Raw genomic sequence first — 22,373 nt, 5'->3', positions numbered from 1 at the left:
GCTTTGACCAACTGAAAAGCCGCAACGGCCAGCCGCTTCCGCGCGCATCCAACCAGTCTTGCGTTGTTCATCTCCAAGCAAGCCTTCCAGGAACAGGCCGGCATTCGTGGCAACACGCTCTTGCGTGAACAACGGACGATTCCGCTTCTTGATCTCCCGAAGCGACGCCGCCCACAACGCAAGCGTTTCCTCTATCGACGCTGCCCGTGTCCACGATCTCCGAATCATGGTTGCCCATAGATTCAGAAGCCTACCGAAAAACAACTGTAATACTAAGACATGGGCAAGTCGAAAAGCTGACAAATCCGACGCAAACATGATGCGAACTGCGGATCTTACCTTGGCACAAAGAGTGCTGGACTTGGTAATGCCCGGAGCATGCTCCTTCCCGTGGCTAGTCGGCATCGTGCTCAGCGATCGTCGACTCTGGAAGTTAGGGGCATGTGACTCAGTGCTTCCTCATTCGACCTCGGTGCAAAGTCATGTGACCGCTAATTTTCCTGGCAGCGCGGGCGGACAGGAACAGCGTCCTCTCGCCGCGGACGTCCGTTTACGCCCGCGCTGCTCCTTTGAGGGGGATAACGAGCCCGTCAGGTTTCAGACGTTTGGGCGTTGATACCGTGAGGCAGATGTCAGTTAAGGCGTTTCTGTTTTGAACACGACCAGCGTTTTGCGGCTGTCAGAAGCCGAACAAGGACCAAACGGAGCAGACTGCCGTCTGCTGCATGCGAGTTGTTTCAAAGCGTAATCAATACCTTGAGTGGGCTGACGCCGCCGCCCGGTGTTTGCTTGTGAGTTGTTGAACCATTATCCAGGAGTGGCGAGATGCGAATGGGCAATAACCAACTTACCGGTTTTTTAGCGCTTGGGGAGAGGATCCTTGACGGGTCGGCTGAGATCGCGGGTATGAGAATGGCCATCGACGAAGCCCATCATTCACTGGCTGCGCTTCGTTCCAGGAGTACGACAGCCCCACCTCTGCGGAACACTGCACCGCCCGAGGGCAGCGAGGGAGAGTATGGAGGGGAACGAGCGACGGAAGGCGGAATAGGAGACGGACCAAGCCTTCTTGCCCGCGTGGTAAAGTTCGGTTTGGCCCTCGCGGGTGCAGGCTACGCCTACGACAAGGTCGCCAACGACTTCTTCCTGTCCACCACCTCCCTGCATGACGGGAAAATGGGCTTCACCAGCAACGAACGGCTCAGGACAGCCCAGGCGAACGCGAGGGAGTATTACACAGGGTATCACGCCGCCGACGCCGAAGCTCAGCGTCTGAATGGGCGTCCCCTCAACCCAATCCGCACCTGTGGCAACAACCAGTTCGTAACCATGATCGACTACCGGGCGGCGACTCGCGTGCACGTCGCCCGCCTGGTGGACACAACGCAGGCGCACCAGTCGCTCGTTCTAAACCTAGCCTGCATAAAGGGGCATCTCATCAACGACGAGTGCGTGGCCAAGTATAAACCGCCGCAGGTACCGAAGGATCCAGACCTAACGAAGAGCCCGCTGTACGATCAAAAGAAAAAATACGCGCTGTCGGGCGTGCTCAACGAGGAGACCGGCGCTTACGGCTACACGTCGAGGTCGATAACTCACCCGTTTATTAACAAAGGCGCGCAACACTGGCGAGAAGCCGTCCAGGGCGAGAAGGGACTAACGTCTAAGCGATGCACCGAAACGCTCGAGGCGCTGCTCGCCAACGACCGCGGCCTTAGCGAGGAGGTCCAGTTTGCTGCTGGCCAGGCCATCCTAAACGTTAGACAGGTCTATTCAGCGGACGCGCATTGGGGACATTCCGAGAACGTCGTAATGCGGACCCTGGCCGAACACGGTTTCCTGTCACGAGGAGAAACCGAGAGGCTCGATGCGACCCTGATGTTCGAAGATCCGAACAAGAATCCGCTGAAGCGCAATAAAAGCCTGGTTGGGGAGCGGCTGCAGAAATTCGACACTCGCCTTCAGGAAATGCGGTCGGGACACGATCCCGCAGTAGTCGAGGATGTGAACCATCCGGAGATCGCGGGCATGAAATACCTGCCCATCGCGCACTTCAAGTTGAACGAGCAGGGCAATGGGTTCGAGGACTGCTCTGGATTGGGTGACTCATTCACGTGCGCCAACGCGGTCGCCTGCATCAACCACGCGCGCTTGATGAGTGGTCAGCCGCGCCTCTCAAAGGAAGAAGTGATAGTGATCGCAGCCTGCCTGAACGCTGTGTACGACGACACGAGCTCAATTCGGCACACGCTCCACGAAATAGCGCGCGGTTGCTTCGCAGGCGCAGGTTACACGATTGAGGATGCGGATGAGTTCTACGCAGGTGTCTGCCGGAAGGCGGCGGAGGAGTACTACGGTGGCAAAAATCTTTCAAGGCAAGATTGATGATATGAAGATTCGGGCGTAGATCAGCCCCCTCGCGGCGACTTACTATCTCTGTACGGTGAATTTGACCGGTTGAGCGCCGGATCAGAATAGGTGACGCCGATTCCACCGTGCGGGTTTTGCCAACTTCCTTGGCGAAAGAAGCAGATGCCGACCGGCGTACGCATCAGTCAACGAAGGGGTTCGAATTGCAACGCGTTCGGGATGCGATCGGATCGCGCAGTGTGGTTTATCAGGAGAACGATGTTCCAGATCCTGTCCTGTTTCTCGCGCGCACAGGCGATCAGCGCTGAAAAACGGAAAACTCCGCCCCGACTTCCCCGCCAGCGATATGCGCGGCCTTCGAAGGACTCGGGAACGCGCGTCGTGCATAACGACACAGCGCTCAACTTCCTCGACGAGGTACTCGGCTCGTACGTCTGGATCGACTACGATGTCCCGGGCAGTGCGCCGATTAAACGACGAGAAGCGGCCCTAGCGTAAGCGGCCACCTGAACGGTTCGAGCAGGTAGCACCGTTCAATTCCGACAAACTTCCAAAGTTGCCGAAGCGCCTCCGTTGATCAGGCAAGCTCGGCGGGTCTCATTGCATGACTGGAATGTCTTCAAAGCACCTTGACCGGCGGAGGCCGTGGCAACCTCCGCCTCGTCTCACGGCGTCCGCATCCAAACATCGCACTCGTCATCGGTCATCGGAAGCGGCCTGGACTTGATGGCGCAGTTGCCCTTGAACTCAGCCCAGATGCCAGTGAAGCCCTTCCCGGCGTGCTGCGATTGACCGCGCGACGGAATGCAAGTATCGCGGTTTGGTTGATTATTTTAAAGACGATTTGACTGTTAGATCGGACCTGCTATGTAAGCCGCCCGATAGAGGAGAATGGTGTGGCGAAAGCAAAAAAGATTTTGGCTCGCAAGTCCTACACTGCTGCTGATTTAAGGCTGCTAAAGCAACATTCGAAGGCGAAGACTCCGGTTGCGAGGATCTCGAAGCAAATGAAAAGATCTGTTGGTGCGCTTCGGCAGAAGGCATTGCAATTGGGAATAGGTCTCGGCCATCAACGCTGATTAGCATCAGCGTATTTCCGTGCATCTCACTCAGTCAACGAAGCATTTCGCGGACTAACCAGTCACGATTGTGTGCTCTGAGGAATGGCGTCCGCTCGATCCAGCGTCATCAAGTTTGCGATATTCTTTAGCGTCGTCGAACAAACTACTTGCCGCGCTCCAACCATCACCCGTCAACGTCTCCCACAGTCCTCACGGTGCATCACTCCCAATTGTTTCATTCGACTCGCATCAGCGATGATGGCTCTCCCAAATGGGAGAGGTCGAACAACAATGATCAGCACTCCGCCCCGGACGGTCCGTGCCCAAGTCGTGCCGGTGTTTCCAGGTTGAACGCGCTAGCGTCTTAATTCCGTCAGGATTTCGTAAAGTCGTCGTCAGCCTGCCGTGCAATCATTCGTTGTCGTCAGTCGGCCCCTGCACGTGATTGGCGGCACAGAGGCCCGACCAGATTTGCCTCCAGTGCCGGGCCTCGCCTTGCGTAGTGCTTGTATGCCCGTGGCACGCTTGGCCGAAGCTTTGACCTAGGTGTTGTCCTCGCGCCCTCACCCTGCTGCTGCCGCGCGTCCTCGGGCTGCAGATAGCCGCGCTGGATGCGGGGCTCACTACCAAGGCCATCTCACGAACTCTTTCAGCCGAGATTTCGATTTCGCGAGCTTATGGATTGCAGCCTCGAACTCAATGTTCGAGCCGCTCTAATCAACCCTAGCGGCCGACCAAATAGGCTGCTTCCCTTGTCATCGCCCGTCATATTCGGCCCAAGCATCGGATGTTTCATAGACTCGAACGCACGACATTCCTTGAAATTTGCGATTCAGTCTTTCCCAGATCCAAATGGCAATGTTTTCCGCCGTGGGATTCCCCAATCCTTCGATCTCATTCAGACATCGATGATCGAGTGCATTCATCACTTCGACGAAGGCCTCCTCGAGGTCGAAGAAATCTACGACAAATCCTGTGATCGGATCCACCGGTCCATCGAGTTGCACTTCAATTCGATAGGAATGGCCGTGCATGCGGCTGCACCTATGTGCGGCCGGCACGTTCGGGAGACGGTGGGCCGCCTCGAATTTGAACGCGTGTGATATCTTCATTGGGGGCTCAGATGCTTGCAGATGTGGTGATCCGCCGTCGCCGATGCGAGCGGCGCCGAAGATGAAATCAGGCAAGTTCCGCGGTGAGGTTCGCCATCAGTCGATCTTGGCTGCCTTGGCATAGGTTTCCCGTGAAACCATCGGAATGGCCCCTCCGCGGGTCGGATCCGCGAAGGGGCCGCCCGCCGAAGCGTAGTTCTTACCGGTGCGACGCTCGAGTACGATGCCCATAGCCTCGATGTTCGGGATGTCCGTTTCGCGCAGCTCCGGCATCAAGGGCTTGCGGGCCAGCGCCGCCTCTACGTAGGGTGCCAGTTCCTCTTCTTTACGTCGGACGCGCTCGCCTTCCCGCTCCTTTAGTGCGGGCATAACCTCTTTGGCAAACAGCTCAAGTGCCTCGCAGATATGCTCGTGCTTATTCAGTCCGCATTGCTGGATGAAGATCATCTGGTCGATACCGACATCCGCGTAGCTCATGAGATGGTCACGAACGCCCTGAGGCCGACCGATGCTGCCCGAGCCCGGCGTCTCCTTCATGTCGTCTTTGACTGCTTGGAAGCGCCGCCACAAATTCGTGCGACCAGGACGATGTTCACCATATATCGCATAATGTGCGATCGAGTATCCGAAAAACTTGAAACCATCGATTCCGCGACGCATCGCTTCCTCGACACTCTCATGAACCATCATACCGTTGAGCGTTGCAATATTAGCATTCACCGAATGACCGATGGGAACACATTCGTCGGACTTGATTGTCTCATAGTATTCGTCCCGCCAGAGTTTTGCTTGAGACGCTTCGACAAACCCAAAGACCAGCGCGCCTACACCATAACGGGCGGCGCGCAAAATGCTGTCGCGCCGCGAACAAGCCATCCAGAGCGGTGGGTGCGGCTTCTGTATCGGTTTTGGCACGATGTTGCGGGGAGGCATTTTGAAGAATCGCCCCTCGTATCCCGCATACGGCCGCATCGTCATCATATTGGCGGTCTGTTCGACGCCTTCCCGCCACATGGCACTCTTCTGCTCGGGCTCTATTCCAAACCCATGCATCTCGATGAGCGAGGCGGATTCTCCAGTCCCCCACTCGACGCGTCCTCCAGAGATAAGATCGAGCGTCGCGAGGCGCTCAGCTACCCGCACTGGATGATTGTAGTGCGGCGGCGAAAGACAAATGCCGTGGCCAATACGGATATTCTTCGTACGCTGCGAAACGGCACCCAGAAAGACTTCGGGTGCGGACGAGTGGGAGTATTCCTCCAGGAAGTGATGCTCGACCTGCCAAATGTAATCGAATCCGAGCCGATCGGCGAGCTCGATCTGCTCCAGCGCGTTGTCGAACAATTTTTTTTCGCCGCCATTTTCCCAGGGCTGCGGTAGTTGGTGCTCATAGAACACTCCAAGCTTCATCTGTTTTCCTCTGGCGGAGCAGTCATAGCGGTTCGTGTTTCTCGGATGCGACCGGCATGGTCGCGCCATCGATCGCCGACCACGCTCACCATGCGATCCACGTTCTTGCTCCAGCAGTTGTTGGCACAACCTTCATCGCAACATGCAGGGCCGGACTGCCGGCTTGGGAAGCCAGAGTTTGGCAAGGGCATTGGTCCGCACCAGCTGGCCTGGCCTCATCTGAACTCCCTCGCCAGCGACTGCAATATCGCCGTGACGGCGCCACTACCGAGCAATCTGCGTGCCAGGGGCCTGCAAGCCACGATTGAAGAGAGGATGCAACGATTTGCATCGCGCCGACGCAACATTCTCACCCTAATGTCGTGTTTCGGACATGGGCCACACCAAGCAAGGCAGGGCGCAATACGACGAAACCAAGTGTCGAGCTCGGACAATTTTCATATTCGTCCTCACGCCGACGCAGAAGCGGCGCGATCCTCATCCACGATTGAAGTTGCCCCATGCATCCAGGTGTGGGACGGGTAGGAGCTGCCTCTATGGGCATATGTTGGACGCAGCTGCTTTGGGCGAGCATTGCAACCGCAAGTAAGCAACTGGCCCGACAAAGAATGGGGACCGTTGTGCGATATTTCCTGATTTCCACTGCCATTCTGACCAGCTGCTTTCAGCTCCCGAAAACCTGTGCGGAGCAAATTCTTGTCTCGCCATCCGCCGACAAGGCATATCGCTCCATCCAGGACGCCATAGACGCATTGCCAGCTCGCGGCGGCGATATTCTGATTGCGGCGGGCATCTATCGCGAGAAGGTGAAGGTCGGCAAATCTGGCGTTCATATCAGAGGCACCGGGAAGAAGCCGGAAGACACGGTTGTCGTCTTTGGCGACGGCGCGATCAACGTGGGTGGAACCGTTCATTCTGCTACAATGGACGCATCTGGCGATGACTTCCGGCTCGACAATCTAACGGTACAAAACGACTATTCCCTAAATCCGGTCAATCCGCCGTCGCAGGCGGTGGCGCTGGCTATTACTGGAGACAAGGACGTTATTACCCACACCCGCCTACTCGGCGCACAGGACACGCTGTTCGCCAACAAAGGGCCTAATGGCCGAAGAGCACGGCAATATTTTTCGGACTGCTATATCGAGGGACATGTCGACTATATATTCGGAAACGCCAAGGCCTATTTTCAGCGTTGTGAGCTGCACGGCATCGCCAATCAGGCAGTGGTGTACACCGCACAAAGCAAAGACTCGCCGGAGGAGGACAGCGCCTATGTTTTTGACCATTGCACTCTGACCGCCGATCCCGCCGCACGTGGCATCGCTCTTGGCCGCCCTTGGCGCTCTTATGCTACGGTGATCTTCTTATCCACCAAGATGAATGCTCCGGTGATAGCGGAAGGCTGGATCGAGTGGGATCGCGACAAGACCAACAGACTGATGACAGCCTACTATGCCGAATACCAATCCACCGGAATCGGCGCCAATCTCAGAGGACGGGAGCCTTACTCCCATCAATTGACGGACGATGAAGCTAGGCAATGGTCGCTGAAATCTTTTTTTGCCGATGACACCAACTGGCTGCCGAACTCATTGTCAAAATAGGAACTAAGGGCCGGTCGTGGAAATTTGATCCGTCTGCCGTCGTTCTCTCGCGCGCACACGGGGCATTATCCGACCCATTAAGGTTTGCGACCGCTTCGCGAACCTCGTCAGATCCTAGGACAGCCAAGCTTATCCCTCGACTAGGCCCCGAGTAACAACGACAGCCACATTCCGAGCGCCTGCTATTCTTGTTCGGTCAAGTGGGATGCTACAATGAAGCGATGAGTACTACCGGGGCGCGGGGCCGTCCTGGGCGTTGGGAGGTGGTTAGCGGAATGCCTTTGCACAGCCTTCCCATGCACCCGACGACAGTGGGGCTTGCCCACTCCGCAACGGCGGCCACACGTCGGACACCACCACATCCGCATTTTCCACCTGCCAGGTCGCAGAATCGGAAAATCGCACATCGTCGAGCGCAATCTCAAGGTTATGACCTCCATCAAGCCCGTGCATCACCAGCGCACCATCACCGCCACGCACGTGGCGTAGGGCGATCTTTCGGTAGAGCGGAATTCGGTTACCGGATGCATGGATGTCATAGCGTGTATCAAAATAGATGGGCCATCGGTTGCCGCGCAGGCACACATTCTCATAGGTCACCCTCTCCACCAGACCGCCCCGGCTGACATCGCTCTTGATGCGCAGGCCAGACGTCGTGCCGTCCAGGGTCAGGCCGTGCACCAGTATGTCGCTGACACCTGAGTTCACTTCACTGCCGATCGACATGCCGTGCCCCCAGCCAAAGTAGTTGTCGATAATGGAAATATGGCGTGTGGGACCATTGTTGCCTGCTTTGATAGCCACATTGTCGTCTCCAGTGCGGATCTGACAGTGAGTAATCGTCACATCCTGGCTGGCGCCGGGATCGATGCCGTCCGTATTGCGGGCGTCGGCCGGTGTATCGATCGTGACACCCCAAAAGGTGGCACCTTCGACCCGGTTCATCGCCACGTGGAAATTGGGCGCATTGCGCAGTGTGATGCCGTGGAAGGTGATGTCATGGGCATGATCGATCTGGATCAGGCGTGGGACGTTCTGATAGCCGCCCTCGGCTTGCGCGCGCCGAGCCAGCTGCCACCAACTCTCGGTAGTGCCGACCATGAGCGCACCGCCCTGGCCATCGATAATGCCCTCGCCATAGATGCCGCCACCACGTGTTTTGGAGAAGCTGATGAATGGCCGGCAGCCATCGCCCTTGCCTTCGATGCGACCGCAATTTCCGAAGCCTTTGTCATAGGCCTCCCTCTGGGCAACCGCCACAAGCGTGGCGTCGCGCTCGATCCACAGCGTTACTCCGGATTTCATCTCGAGGGGGCCCGACAGGAACGTCCCGCCGGACAAGTAAACCGCTGAGCCAGGAGGGCAGTGAGCAATGGCGTCTTGCAGCCCGGCTGTGTCGTTTTGTCTCGACGGCGCCAGGCGGGCGCAGACATAACCAGGTGCGACAGGTTCGGCGACCGTGCGGCGATCTTTCGCTTGTGCGCCGGCGCCTACGGCGGCGAGCATGGACAGCATCGCCCAATAGCGCAATGGGAGTAACATGAACAACCTCTTCGTTTTGCGGCGCCACCCATGCTCGCCGTCATCATCCGAAAGCCGAATGCCACGTTGCTCCTAGCTCTCGTTAGACAAAGCTGTCCGGCAAGCAGCCAAGCCAGCAGAAGCTTGACGAAAACAACTTTGCAAAAGTGTGGTAGATTCACACGACACAGAAACAAAAGATGCGCGCCAGGCCTGATCACATGTGGCTACGCCTGCCAGCAAATCTGAACTGCCGGAGCTCTTGGTCGGTCATGAACTGCTCGATCATGATGTTTCAGCCGAGTTTGAGGACTGATGACCGTGCTGTCGCGCCTATTCCACAGTCACCGACTTGGCGAGATTACGTGGTTGATCGACGTCAGTGCCCATCACCACCGCCGTGTGGTAGGCCAAAAGTTGCACTGGCACGGCATACACCATCGGCGTGAAGGCTGCCGGCATGTCGGGCATGACGATGGTGACGAGGGTATCGACCGTCGCCTCGGCCGCGCCCTTGGCGTCCGTCATCAGAATGATGTTGCCGCCGCGGGCGGCGACTTCCTGCATGTTGGAGACGGTCTTCTCGAACACGCGATCGTGGGGCGCAATGACGACGACCGGCATGGTTTCGTCGATGAGCGCGATCGGCCCGTGCTTGAGCTCGCCGGCGGCATAACCCTCGGCGTGGATGTAGGAGATCTCCTTCAGCTTCAGGGCGCCCTCGAGCGCGAGCGGGAAGCTGGTGCCGCGGCCGAGATAGAGCACGTCGCGCGACTTTGCGATCCTGTGCGCGAGCTTCTCGATCTGCAATTCGGTGGCGAGCGCGTCTGCCATCAGGCGCGGGATCTCGACCAGGCCGTGCACGAGCCTGGTCTCGTCCTCCTCGGACAATTCGCCGCGTGCCTTGCCGGCCGCGACCGCGAGCGAGGCGAGCACCATGAGCTGGCAAGTGAAGGCTTTTGTGGATGCGACGCCGATCTCGGGACCGGCTAGCGTCTGGAGCACCGTCTCGCTCTCGCGCGCGATCGTCGAGGTCGGCACGTTGACGACGGCGAGCGTGTGCACGCCTTCGGCCTTGGCGTAGCGGAGCGCGGCGAGCGTATCGGCGGTCTCGCCCGATTGCGAAATGAAGATAGCCAGATCGCCCTTGCGCAAGGGAGACTCGCGGTAGCGGAACTCGGAGGCAACGTCGACCTCGACCGGCAGGCGCGCCATGCGCTCGAACCAGTATTTTGCGACATAGCCGGCGTAGCTCGCGGTGCCGCAGGCCGTGATCGTGACGCGCTGAATGTCGCGGAACTCGAACGGCAGCTTCACCGGCAGCGACACCCGCTCGGATGCCATGTCGACATAGCGGGCCAGCGTGTGGCCGACGACCTCGGGCTGCTCGTGGATTTCCTTGGCCATGAAGTGGCGGTAGTTGGCCTTGTCGACCAGCGAAGTCGAGGCCGCATGCTTGATCTTGTCGCGCTGGGCGGCGCGGCCGTCCTTGTCGAAGACCGCAACGCTGCTCCGGGTCAGCACGACCCAGTCGCCGTCCTCGAGATAGCTGATCGTGTCGGTGAACGGCCCAAGCGCGATCGCGTCCGAGCCAAGGAACATCTCGCCATCGCCATAGCCCACCGCGAGCGGCGGACCGTTGCGGGCGCCGATCATCAAATCACCCTCGCCTGCGAAGATGAAGCCGAGCGCGAACGCGCCGCGCAGCCGGCTCAATGCGAGCTTCACCGCCTCGACCGGCTTGTTGCCATGCGTGAGCAGATCGTCGACCAGATGCAGCACGATCTCGGTGTCGGTCTCGGTGCGGAATATCGCGCCCTTCGCTTCGAGCTCCTCGCGCAGCTCGCGGAAATTCTCGATGATGCCGTTATGAACCACCGCGACGCGCTCGGTGGCGTGCGGATGGGCGTTATGTTCGGTCGGCTTGCCGTGGGTGGCCCAGCGGGTGTGACCGATGCCGGTCGTCCCCTTGAGCGGCCTGTCGCGCAGCCGCGCCTCGAGGTTCTTCAGCTTGCCTTCGGCGCGGCGGCGCTCAAGGTGGTCGCCTTCGAGCGTGGCAACACCCGCGGAGTCGTAGCCACGATATTCAAGCCGCTTGAGCGAATCCACCAATTGCTCTGCAACCGGTTCGCGCCCGAGAATGCCGACAATCCCGCACATGCGGATCAATATCCCCCAACTTCAGTAAAATTGATTCTCAAAGTCGCTTTACTTTCTTGCGACGCTCGATTGCCAAAGATGCTCAAACAATTGTTGCGAGATGGCTTTTGTCCTACGATTCGCTGTCGGACCAGTTAACACCACGCGTTCTTACGTATGAGGTCGCTTCAACAGTGCCATTTCGCCAAGACGCAGTGCGGCTTCGGTGAGTGCGATCGAATACCAGCATGTAGCGGCAGCAAAGGAAACGACAGTTTCGATGTGAGCAAAATAATCACGCGCGAGCTGACGGACGCCGCATCTAATCGCGAGCCAGGGCACGCATAGTCTCTTCTCCCGGTAGCACAGATAACAAGCGTAGCTGCAATAGGGCTGCCGCGTGGACATATCTCGCAAGTAGCCGCCCCCTAGAGGTCGATGACACTCGATGCAGGTCGACGAGCTGCTTGGCGTCCTGTGATTTACCAGTATGAACTGCATGATCGTCTGTTGTCTTGAGAGTCATTCATGATGCACCTGCCCCACTATGAGGAAATGCGCTGCTGCCGGAATGAAGCGAAACTGAATTGCGGACGACCGCTTCCAAGCGCTCACTCGTCCGCGCCACACAAAAGATGCCCGGCCACTTTCGGTGGCCGGGCAGAAGTCAGTCTCGGAAGGAGCGATGCGACTGCACACATCGCGCCAGCTTCCGTCGGCAGAGGGAGGGAGGGGTTGCTGCCGACGGTCCATTTGCGGCGAGGGCATTCACCGCTAACCTTTGCCACAGAGGGCCGATGTCCGTCCCGAACGAAATCTGGTGCTGCTTTCTTCTGCTCTATCGAAACGGGATCCACGGAATTCGGCCGAATGCCAACCGAAGCACGTGGCCGGACTTGACGTGCGCTGGTATTGACGCTCGACGTACATCGACTGTTTCTCCAGGCCATCTAAGCAAGGATCGATAACCATTCCGATCTGACTGAAGGCTTTTCTCCAAGCCGACTTTTGCCTTATGCGGCATCCTATCAGACTGGTAAAATCGATTGTGTTGATGGGCTGCATCTACGCTTTGGATCACTTTAAGACTTACCTTTCTGGGCCCGTCGTGGCGATTACGCGGTTTCGAGATCCTCGCCCGCGCTATCTGGATGAGCTGGGCAGGTCTGCGGCCTGCCGCTTATCGAGTTTGCGCTACTAGGGCTCACCTTCCTTCGCTAAAGCCGAGGATTACCAAACTAGAATGCGTTGCCGTCAAAGCGCGCTCTTCAGCCAAGCTGAGGATGGATCCGAACGCGTTCGCCGCTGTCCGTTTGTACCAACTCGGCCCTGTAAGGCACACCGTGGATGTTGACATAGGTTGGGCGCCCGACAGCGGGCATGAGGCCCTCGCCTTCCAAGGCTCGGGCAAGGTAATTCGGAAGCAAGCGTTCGCGGTGTTGCCACCCACCGCGGATGAGATAGCCAAGATCGGGTACAGGCCGAAGGGATTGCCCAGTGGCCCGAACGGATGGCCCAGCTTCATCTATCTGGCTAGCGCGCGGATGATGGATGAGACGAACGTCGTTGCGTCCTCCCGGCCCCAGCGTAACCGAGTAAAGCTCTCCGTGGATCTCGACCTGCCGCGGGCCGAACTGGTTTGGCAGTCGATCAATGTTATGGAGGATGTCGATGACCACGTCCGAGGCCGGTTGGGAGCCGTGGCGCCACCCCTCACCGATGATTGGCCCGATATCCCCGACCTCCTGCTGGGGAACTGATGGCCCAACGAACGACGGCGGTCTGGCCCCGCCAAGTGCGAGCGTAGAGTGCGCATCGTCGTACAATTCGTACGGTGTGGGAGGATTCAGATTAACCAGTGGCTCAAGATCGCCATAGATGTCCGACGGCGTCCGCGCGGCGGATGATGATGACGCGGGTTCTTGCATAAACTCCCTCCAGACGCCCCAAGCCCCTTCGCTCGGAGTCTCTGGCATTGCGGCAAGATCCTGGGCTGGGCTCGGCTGCGGTCCACGAACCTGTGTGGCTGATGGTGAATCGGGTTGTTGCATGACCTCCCTCCAGAGATCCCATGCCCCGTCACTTGGTGTGGCCGGCATTGCGAGAGGATCTTGCGGTGGGCTGGGCTGTCGAACTGTATTCCCGGCAGCATCCTCAGGAGGACCTAATCCCAGCGCTTGATTTGCGTCGACCACTTGTTGATATCGCTGGAGCCGGAGCAAATCGGCGTCGATTTTGCCGTCCCCAGTTTGCTGCCTGTACTCCTTGACGTCTTGAGCGAGCCCTTGAGTGAAGAACCTGCCAGCCATGGCTCCCCTCTCTCGCGTTTGCAGCCAGTCACTCAGCCTGGAAAGACGGCTAGCCTGTCGGTTCACAGTCTCCGGCTCGACCCTATGTGTCCTTTTTTCCGCCGCCCTCCACATGTCGATCAGGGTCGCGTCCACGGCATAAGGAGCCAATCGAAAGCTATCGGTTGTCACAGCCTTTCCGGCCTTGACATCCCGAAGCTTCTTCAAAGCGGCATCCGTGCGCCTTCTGTTGATATTGCGAGCCTTCGCGTAGGCCTCTAAATCGCGATCCAATCCCGGTTCCAGCGCTGGATTACCCAGCCGGTAGGCGATTTGTGCCCTTCCATTCTCGTTAAGCCAGGCGCTGAAATTGCGAATGTCGGCTCGAGCATTCCGAATTGTGCCAGCGCTCAGCCCTGGGGCTTGGCTCTCGAACTCGTTCAAGAGCGCCTCGTCCTCCTCGAAGACGCCGCGTATGCGGGCCGGTTGCTTGGCGTGATCAACTCGAATGCTCGTTGAAAGGATATCATGCTGCGCCTGGAAGCCAGACGATTTTCCGCTGCGTCTCCCTCCGAACGCCTTCCCCACTTCTGACTTGATGCGCGACCATAGTCCCCGTTTCTTGCTGCTCTTGGCTTGGGTCGGGGACTCCGAATCGGATGACGGGATGTACCGTGCACTGCCGAAGCGATCACCCCGCAGATCGGACTGCGGCTGTTCTTCGATCCAATCTCGAGGGAGAGCGCAGGGGATATCAACGCTGCGCCGCGTGGACCTGAACGCGCTCCCCGCCTGTCGCGGCATCCGCATCGAACCTCCGATGTCGCCCCACCGGATCGCTCCACTCCCTCCGGGGTGAGCATCAGGCGAACTAGCTTCTGCGGAGTTTTCGCTAGACGAGCTCAGTTGCAACTCGCCCAATCGCTCCTCAAAACCTTGAACGGTATTGCCGGAGCGCTGATCGGCCAGCGGCTGCTGACCGTACGCCCGCGCGAATCCTTCCACATCAAAGTCGAACAGGTTGAAATTGTTGTTTGTTCGCTCCATGGCACCTCACAAATCCGCGCAGCTGGAAGACATCGAACCTGGCCCACGGGAAACGGCCGAGTGAAGACGTGAAAGCTTCGGCCCGGACTCCGAGTATCGAGCTCTGCAGCCCAGCAGATTAGTCGCGCGTACTGTCAGCAAGCGGGCACCCCTTCAGTTCATATTGACATCGGCCAGTCCGTGTCGTTCTCAGTCTGGTAGAAGGAATTGACGTTCAGATTTTTGGGACACTCCTCAATAGGTCAGCTAGCTGTTCAGGAGCTGACAAGCTCCAAAATTTCAGCGACCAGTAAGCGACTTCTTCCACGGCAGGATACGGCGTGCTCTTCAGACTATTTTGAGCGAGCACGCGACTTCAAAATTGTCCTGACTCTGGTACACCCGACCAAACACGAGCCTTCCACGCGCGAATGGCGATTGGTGCGGAGCCGCGAAACGGCGTTCGCATCCATGCCTACAACGGCGTCTCGAGAGAGAGGCTGCGCCTGCGCCATGTCTGAAGCAGTGAGCGCAACTTAAAGGAAGCGGGGGGGAGATGTTTTCGTGGTTGCCGATCCCGCACGGAGGACCGGCCGATTGGAGCGGGAGATGACGTTCCGATTGACAAAACGACGAAAAGACGGCGCGAAACGCCGATTCAAGAGTATTCATTCGACGTAGGCTGCAGGGACACCGCTTATGGAGTTAACGGTTTTCTTTGTGGAACTTGTAGGCTCGATCAGTTTTTCGATTCCGAAGTCGGGTCTGAAGGCCGACCTCTCCGACGCCCTAAACCCAGGTCACCCGTCCTCGATCAGAAGCGCAATCGTTCTCTAGTTTGCCGCCGTGCGATTTCGATAGTTCCGGCCGACCTGAGAAATTTCAGCGCTTCGGACCGTTTCGATCTGCCAGGAGGCCAGGCTCGACAAATCCGCGCATCAGAAGGCGGAATGACAACGGACGCAATTGTCCGAGACAGAACCAATCGCTACGCGGACTGACCTTTGCCTGGACTCTCGTCGTGTCTCATGCCGCTGGTATTCCATCAGTTTGTAAGGCGGGATCGGTATCATCCGGCTGGACAGGCAGAGTGAACTGAAAGACGGCGCCGCTAGTCTCTTTCGCACTCGCCCACATGCGTCCGCCATGGGCCTCGACGATTGAACGGCAGATGGCCAGTCCCATGCCCATACCTTGGGCTTTGGTGGTGTAGAAGGCCTCGAACAGGCGCTCTACACTGTTCGAATCACATCCTGGACCGGAATCTTGCAAGCTAACCAGTATACCAGTCGAGCCAGATCTGGCAGTGCTGATTACCAGCTCCCGCGCTCCCTCCTCTGCTCCGCTCATCGCCTCGACGGCGTTGATGATCAAATTGATAATCACCTGTTGGAGTTGAACTCGATCTGCCCGAATGAGCGGCAAGGCGCCCGCGAGTTGGGTTTGCACCGAGACACTGTTATTCATCACTTCCACGCGGGTCAGGGCTACAACTTCAAGTACCACATCATTGATCGCCAAGGGGGCCTTTTGTGGAGGCGCGTTCCTGATTAGCGCCCGGATCCGATCGATGATCTCTCCAGCTCGCACGGCATTGCTGAGAATCCGACCGAATGTCTGCCGGACCCGTTGCAGGTTTGGCGGCTGCGCATCGAGCCAGTTTAGACCGGCCTCCGCGTTGCTGACGACCGCACCGATGGGTTGGTTGACTTCGTGTGCGATCGAGGCCGTCAATTGTCCCATTGTGGTGACGCGATTTGCGTGTGCGAGCTCGATCAGGGTCTCACGGTACCGCCGCTCGCTCTCGCGGGCTTCGGCTTCCGCCCGCTTGCGTTCAGTCAAGTCGACGACAAAAGCGACACCTTGTCGCTCGTCGAAAGCGGCCGCCCCGATCAGAACAGGCACGCGAGTGCCGTCCTTGCGGACGTACTCCTTCTCGAACGCTCGGACAGCTCCAGTAACTTGTATCTCTGTCTGAGCGCGCTCAGTACGCTCATTCCAGTTTGGCGGGGTCAGCTCGTTCCAGCGCAACCGGCCCGCGACGAGATCTTCGCGGTCGTATCCGACAATCTCGAGAAAGGCACGATTAGCCTCGATAATGTCACCCTTATCGCTAAAGATGAAGATCCCGATAATGTTGGCATCGACCAGGCGGCGGATTTTCGTTTCACGCTCCTGAACATCACGGTACAAACGACTATTTTCTAAGGCTATTGCTGCTTGCGAGGCGAGCAGCTTTAGCACCGAACTCCGCGCTAGCGCGAAGATGCCAGGCGCCAGGTTGTTTTCGAGGTAGAGCAGACCGATGAGCTTGGATTGAGTGATGAGGGGAAGGCACAGAACGGAACGCGACCCGTGTTCGCGGATATAGGGGTCGTTAGCAAATGAAGATTGGACGGCAGCATTCTCGAGAATGACGTTTTCACCGGTGCGCATGACATAGTGGAGCACCGATTCTGGGAGGGCTGCCGCGGTCACCGATTGCTCATGCATGTGCACAACGAGCGCTTGACTGCCGGTTGTGGCTTCTGCCTCGATCCGCGGTTCATTGCCACGGAGCAGAATCAGCAGACCTCGCTCGGCACCGGCCTGCTCAATGGCGGTACGCATAAGCCTATCAATGAGCCTCTGCAGAATGATCTCACCGGAGACCGCCTGCGAGACTTTGATTACCGTAGCAAGGTCTAGATTTTCAACCGGCGCTCCTATGCTCGTGCCGGACAGGGCTCGCGCGTCATCCTGCTCATTCAGATAAGGAAACAACTCGCCGAGCTGTCGCACTTTCCCATCCGCTCCCCAACGCAGATAGTTGTGCCGTGCGTCTCTCAGATAAGTCTTTGCGATCCTCTCATACCCACGCGCAGCGTAAAATCGCCCCGCAAGCTCGCAGGCGATCGCCTCATGGTGAAGAAAACCATCGGCCGCTGCGGATCGTATGGAGTGCTCGTAGAGCCGCATTGCTTCCACATCGCGATTGTCAAGCCTTGCCATTTCGGCCGCAACCAAAGCAGCTCGGTGTTCAAAATTCTGAGAGCAATTCCTCGCCCACGCCAGAAGCTGTTTGTGATGGGCGTCTATGATACCTCGATGCTCTTGCTCTTCACTCGCGACTGCACCGTCGCAATGACAAGAGTGAGCCAGCGCACCGTAGAAGTGGAAATCCGCTGTTGAGCCTTCCGTCGGTACGGTCCATATTAGAGGTTCTGCCTTTGACCTCGCATTGATCGCGGCGACGTAGTCACCCGCAAAGAAACGCGCCTGAAGCTTACGGGTCCAATAGATGGCTCCAAGAGCGGCTACTTCTGGACCTTGCTCGAGCGACCGCTCGACGGCCAGTTCGTCAATTTCGTGACCATCAAAGCAGCCGAATCTGCGCGTGAGGCCACGCATGGTGCGAACGAATCCGAGCTGCAGACCGATGATGTCGGCCGCGAAGCGGAACTTCATCTTACGAACGGTAGCGAGGTTTCTCGCTATTTCGCTCTGTACGTCTTTCAGAGGATCGCCCGCGCTGATCATGTTTGAGGTCAAATGCGCCAGACTATAGGCCTCATAAACGAGATCGCCGACTTCGGTGGCCGCCTTGAACGCCCGCGTTATCAAGTCGCGACCGGCCCGGATGTGTCCGATCCAAGGGATCACGGTGGATCCGACGGCCAGGTAGACCGGAGCCTGAAAACGGACCAACCCACGACGATCGACCAGATCGCAGGCGAGCTGACCAAAACGATAAGCGGCTTGATAGTCACCGAACCGGCCACCTAAGACCCGGTTAAGCCAAGCGTAGTGCGCACACGAAGCGTCAGAGTTGCCGTGGTCGAGGCTAAGATTCACCGCTCGGCATATGACCAAGGTAGGCAGGTTGGCGTCAGTAAACGCGGCCGGAGGCAGGATCCGAGTCAAGACGGCTAAAATAGCAAGGCATGTCTCGTCCTTCATTAAAGGCAAATCTGCAATTTTTTCAATCTGGCCATCAGCGATCTTTGACCACATCAGCTGATATTCGGATTGAGCCTCCTCCTGCGTTGGACGTGGCGACCACTCAATCCCAACGCAGCGCAAATACTCGAGACCTACCGCCACCGCACGCGCATTGTGGCCGCGCGTTAGGTACAGGTCCACTCGCAAACATGCTACACTTGCTTGCTCGACCGCATGCATAGTGCGCTTGGAAAGCGCGGATAGGCGCTCCTCGGCGACATCCAGCTCGCCGATCAGGAATTCGCATTCGGACCGGTTCAACTCCAGTGCGAAGGTGAGCTCGCGTTGATTTTGCCAAGAATCTTTCGCGAGCAGCGCAATACCGGCGATCAGGTATGTCAGCGCAGATGCGTAAGCTGCGGACGCTTTGGCACGCTGGCCGGCGATCAGGTTGAACTCTGCGAGCTGTTCTCGCTCCTTACTGGAGGTTATTAGCGACAGACCTCGATCGAGCTGATTAACGATATTAAAGATAGCCGCTCGACGGCTCTCCGCAGGTGTATGTGCCGCGAGCATCCTGCCAATCCGCAGATGAGCCGGAGCGCGCGATACCTCCGGGACTAACAAGTAGGCCGCCTCCTGAACTCGATCGTGAATGAAACTGTAAGTTGTGTGCGCGTGCCGCTCGACTAGACCCTGATGGATGGCTGGCCACAGCAGCGCATGTACCCGCGCCTCTGACGTCCCGAAAACAATTGAAAGTTCCGAAGTTTCGGCGGTGTTACCGAAACAGGCAAGCTGCTGTAGCGCGTTCTGAGTTGCGGCCGGCAGGCGGGTGAGCTTCCCGACCATCAGGTCCACTACGTTATCGGTGTATCCCTTTGCGTGGATGCGTTCGAGATCCCAAGTCCAGCGCGCCGTGCTGTGATCGAAGCTCAATAGTTTTTCTGCGGAGAGAGCAGAAACGAATTGAATGACAAAGAACGGATTGCCCACAGTCTTCTGGTGAACCAACCGCGCAAGTGGCGCTGCGCGCTTTGGCTCGCAGCGAAATGCATCCGCGATCAGCTGCTCGACATGCCCGGGGGTCAGCGGCAGCAGCGTGATCTCCTCGACGTTCCTGCCGGTGCTACTAATGCTATCGAGCTTGCGTTTCAGCGGATGGCTGGAATCAACCTCGTTACTCCGGTACGCACCGATGAGCAGCAGTTGCAAATCAGTCTCGGTCAGGAGATGCTCGAGCACGTCAAGTGTAGCTGCATCGAACCATTGCAAATCGTCCAGGAAGATCACCAACGGATGGTGTTGCCGGGCGAAAACGCTGACAAACCGGCGAAAGACCAGCTGGAAGCGAGTTTGTGCTTGCTGGAGCGGAAGCTCCGGAACGGCGGGCTGTTCGCCGATGATCAGCCTTAGGTCGGGAATCAGGTCGATCATCAGTCGTCCGTTGGGACCAAGCGCATCCAGGAGTGCGTTGCGCCAAGTCGCGAGCTCAGCTTCACTTTTGCCGAGAAGAGGCCGGACGATACCCTGAAATGCCTGAACTAGCGTCGCGTAGGGAATGTCACGCTTGAATTGATCAAATTTGCCCGACGCGAAAACCCCGCGCGATGGCACCAGAGCTTTATGCAGCTCATGGACAATAGACGACTTGCCGATGCCGGAGTAACCGGCGACAAGTACCAACCTTGGCGCGCCGCTCTTCACCACCCGATCGAAAGCGGCGAGCAGCGCCTCGATCTCGGAGCCTCTCCCGTAGAGCTTCTCGGGGATCAGCAGGCGATCTGGTGTATCCCGTTCGCCTAGCTCGAATGGTTCGATACGTCGGTGGCTCGACCATTCGGCGAGACAGCGCCGCAGATCGTGCTCAACGCCGGCGGCCGTCTGATAACGATCCTCCGCGGTCTTGGCGAGTAGCTTCATCACTATCTGGGAGAGCGGCTCCGGGATGCCTTCCGATTTTTCTCTCGGTGGTATTGGTTTTCTCGCGATATGACAGTGGATCCACTCCATTGAATCTGACGCGGCGAACGGCAGGGCACCGGTGAGCATCTCGTAGAACGTGACGCCGAGTGAGTAGAGGTCACTGCGAGAATCGATCGAGCGGTTCATCCGTCCCGTCTGTTCTGGCGCCATGTAGGGCAGTGTGCCTGCGATGAACTCGGGCGGTTCGCTCGCCTGCCGCTCGCGCGGGTGACGCGAAGCAAGACCAAAGCCGGTGAACCGGGCCTGTCCGTCTAGACAATTCACCAGAATATGCGCGGGCTTCACGTCTCTATGGACCAAGCCGCTCCGGTGAATGCTACCGAGAGTTACGGTGATGCTAACGGTCAGCCCCAGAAAGCGGTCCAGCTCCAAAGGTGCGCCCAGCAAGCGAACCAGGGGTTCACCGGACGGATCCTCCAGAACCAGAGTGGTTCGGCCAGCTTCGCGGAGTAGCTCCAGAGGCCGCACCGCCCATTCGCGGTCGAGCCCTTCCCTTAATTCATACTCATGGGCCAGGCGGTCGTGCGCAGCACGCGGAGGGTGCGCTGGAGCGGGTCGCACAATCAAAACTAGTTGCCGGTCACCGTCGGCGGTCGGACGCCACGCGCGGCAGAAGACCCAATCATCGTCTTCCCAAAGGACCACCGAATCCTCATGTCTTTCCATGTCGAACTGAGGCGGCTTGAGAGGGTCCTGCGACATTCGACCGTCCGGTCGATTAAACTACGCTTAAATAGAACCTGCCATATATTCCGCAACATGACAATTTCTGCGCATTGGCGGGAGTTTCAGATTTCCGCTTGTCTGAGCGATCCGTAGCGGGGGCAGGCTCTTTGAACCCTCATGGGGCGGCCGCGGGAAATGTAGGAGCCCGGCATGTCCCCACTTACCGCATCTTACCAGATACAACCTTGAGACGATTGCCGCCCGCAGGAGGCTATGATCGCTTGCATTGCCGGTTGCAGTGACGCGTCTTCAAAAGGCATGACAAGCGCGCACAATCTAATCGCGCAACTAGGCCCTAATACCACTTTCAAAATGGCGGGTACGATCGAGAGTTGCTGAACACGGGCGATCCGCGAATTCAGTCCTAACCACTCCACGAACGTTCTATTGCTAGGCATCTGAAGCAGATCGCCGTGCGCCAGGAATCCGATTAGCTAACGTTGTAGATAGTACGCACGTTCCGGATCGACAATGGACTCATTGCGTCGATCCGGCCGCATCCGAAGAGCGTTGAAATCTACAAAGCGACATCGAGAGTCGCGGTCAACTTCCATTGAGAACGGAAATAGGGCAGAACCGAACCGGCACTGGCGGACGAGCGCCTCCGTCCGCCACAATTCTCTTTCGCTCCTCTTGCTCTTTGGTCTGGCTTGCGCGTGCTTTCTTGCTTGGGGCAAGGAGACTTATGCCTACAACAATCTCGTTCTGATTGACGATGTTCCGTCGGCCAAACAAGTAATGCTAATGTTCATCGGCTCTGCAGCTGCCTCTGCTGTCGCCGCCGGACTTATGCTGCGATGCTGGAACTGTTGTGGTTCAAGTCGGGTCGCTCGCTTTATCCCAATGGACCTGGGTCAGAGCACGCTGCTCCTTTACCTCCTCCAAGCGAGCCTCTTCCGTCTCATGGACCTAGTCCAGTTCGGAGAACTCTGGGATCTCCCGACCAGGATTGCCGTCACAATCGCGCATGGCGTGACGATCATTGTGGTCGCGCCAGACATCCGCTGGATTGTGCACGACCTTGGATTCATGCCGCGAATTGTTCTCGGAACGCCGCCACACTCAGGCTTGCTGAAAACTCAACCTGCGTCCAGCTAGCCATGTAAAGCAAGTTTCGCCAGACTTTCGACAGAACCACTTGTCAAAGCCATACGCCCGCGCCTCGAACGTGAGCTGCCGACCCAGCTATGCTTCGAGGGCGCGGCG

Annotated in this window: 10 protein-coding genes and 1 pseudogene; 4 read left to right on the top strand and 7 right to left on the bottom strand. The window is 57.9% G+C overall.

Features of this window, described 5'->3' with window-relative positions; genetic code table 11:
* Positions 1 to 18: 18 nt before the first annotated feature.
* Positions 19 to 228 (bottom strand): annotated as a pseudogene (locus tag ACV1FX_RS17080) (IS701 family transposase); the annotation flags it as partial.
* A 597-nt stretch (positions 229 to 825) separates the two neighbouring features.
* On the opposite strand from ACV1FX_RS17080, the gene xopAG reads away from it, so the two are divergent.
* The 3 genes from xopAG (at position 826) to ACV1FX_RS17065 (ending at position 3,449) form a co-directional block, all read left to right on the top strand.
* Positions 826 to 2,385 carry a XopAG/AvrGf1 family type III secretion system effector gene (xopAG, locus tag ACV1FX_RS17075; RefSeq protein ID WP_473118715.1) on the top strand — a complete coding sequence of 520 codons (1,560 nt, stop codon included), beginning with the start codon at positions 826 to 828 and terminating at the stop codon, positions 2,383 to 2,385.
* Between the two features lie 243 nt (positions 2,386 to 2,628).
* The gene (locus tag ACV1FX_RS17070) at positions 2,629 to 2,868 is read left to right on the top strand and encodes a hypothetical protein (RefSeq protein WP_473118714.1); all 240 of its coding nucleotides are present in this window, start codon (positions 2,629 to 2,631) and stop codon (positions 2,866 to 2,868) included.
* Positions 2,869 to 3,266: 398 nt separating this feature from the next.
* Positions 3,267 to 3,449, top strand: a complete 183-nt coding sequence (locus ACV1FX_RS17065) for a hypothetical protein (RefSeq protein WP_473118713.1) — start codon at positions 3,267 to 3,269, stop codon at positions 3,447 to 3,449.
* A gap of 737 nt (positions 3,450 to 4,186) precedes the next feature.
* On the opposite strand, the gene queD is transcribed toward ACV1FX_RS17065, so the two are convergent.
* Complete coding sequence (gene queD, locus ACV1FX_RS17060) at positions 4,187 to 4,543, bottom strand: 6-carboxytetrahydropterin synthase QueD (protein ID WP_473118835.1); 357 nt, start codon at positions 4,541 to 4,543, stop codon at positions 4,187 to 4,189.
* Positions 4,544 to 4,639: 96 nt separating this feature from the next.
* On the bottom strand, positions 4,640 to 5,953 hold the full coding sequence (locus ACV1FX_RS17055) for an LLM class flavin-dependent oxidoreductase (protein ID WP_473118712.1): 1,314 nt from the start codon (positions 5,951 to 5,953) through the stop codon (positions 4,640 to 4,642).
* Between the two features lie 608 nt (positions 5,954 to 6,561).
* Here ACV1FX_RS17055 and ACV1FX_RS17050 point away from each other — a divergent pair.
* Positions 6,562 to 7,560 (top strand): pectinesterase family protein, encoded by a 999-nt coding sequence (locus ACV1FX_RS17050; RefSeq protein ID WP_473118711.1) that lies wholly within the window; start codon positions 6,562 to 6,564, stop codon positions 7,558 to 7,560.
* A 267-nt stretch (positions 7,561 to 7,827) separates the two neighbouring features.
* On the opposite strand, the gene ACV1FX_RS17045 is transcribed toward ACV1FX_RS17050, so the two are convergent.
* The 4 genes from ACV1FX_RS17045 to ACV1FX_RS17030 form a co-directional block, all read right to left on the bottom strand.
* Positions 7,828 to 9,102, bottom strand: coding sequence for a glycoside hydrolase family 28 protein (locus ACV1FX_RS17045; RefSeq protein ID WP_473118710.1), 1,275 nt, complete (start codon positions 9,100 to 9,102; stop codon positions 7,828 to 7,830).
* Between the two features lie 312 nt (positions 9,103 to 9,414).
* Positions 9,415 to 11,241, bottom strand: a complete 1,827-nt coding sequence (glmS, locus tag ACV1FX_RS17040; protein ID WP_473118709.1) for a glutamine--fructose-6-phosphate transaminase (isomerizing) — start codon at positions 11,239 to 11,241, stop codon at positions 9,415 to 9,417.
* Between the two features lie 1,247 nt (positions 11,242 to 12,488).
* On the bottom strand, positions 12,489 to 14,555 hold the full coding sequence (locus ACV1FX_RS17035; protein ID WP_473118708.1) for a hypothetical protein: 2,067 nt from the start codon (positions 14,553 to 14,555) through the stop codon (positions 12,489 to 12,491).
* A 1,005-nt stretch (positions 14,556 to 15,560) separates the two neighbouring features.
* Entirely contained in the window at positions 15,561 to 21,143 is a 5,583-nt protein-coding gene (locus ACV1FX_RS17030; RefSeq protein ID WP_473118707.1) for a trifunctional serine/threonine-protein kinase/ATP-binding protein/sensor histidine kinase, read from the bottom strand.
* Between the last annotated feature and the right edge of the window lie 1,230 nt (positions 21,144 to 22,373).

It is taken from the genome of Bradyrhizobium ingae (assembly GCF_055791185.1).
Note: the sequence above shows the minus strand (reverse complement) of the source record. Positions and strands in the feature narration are given on the sequence as shown.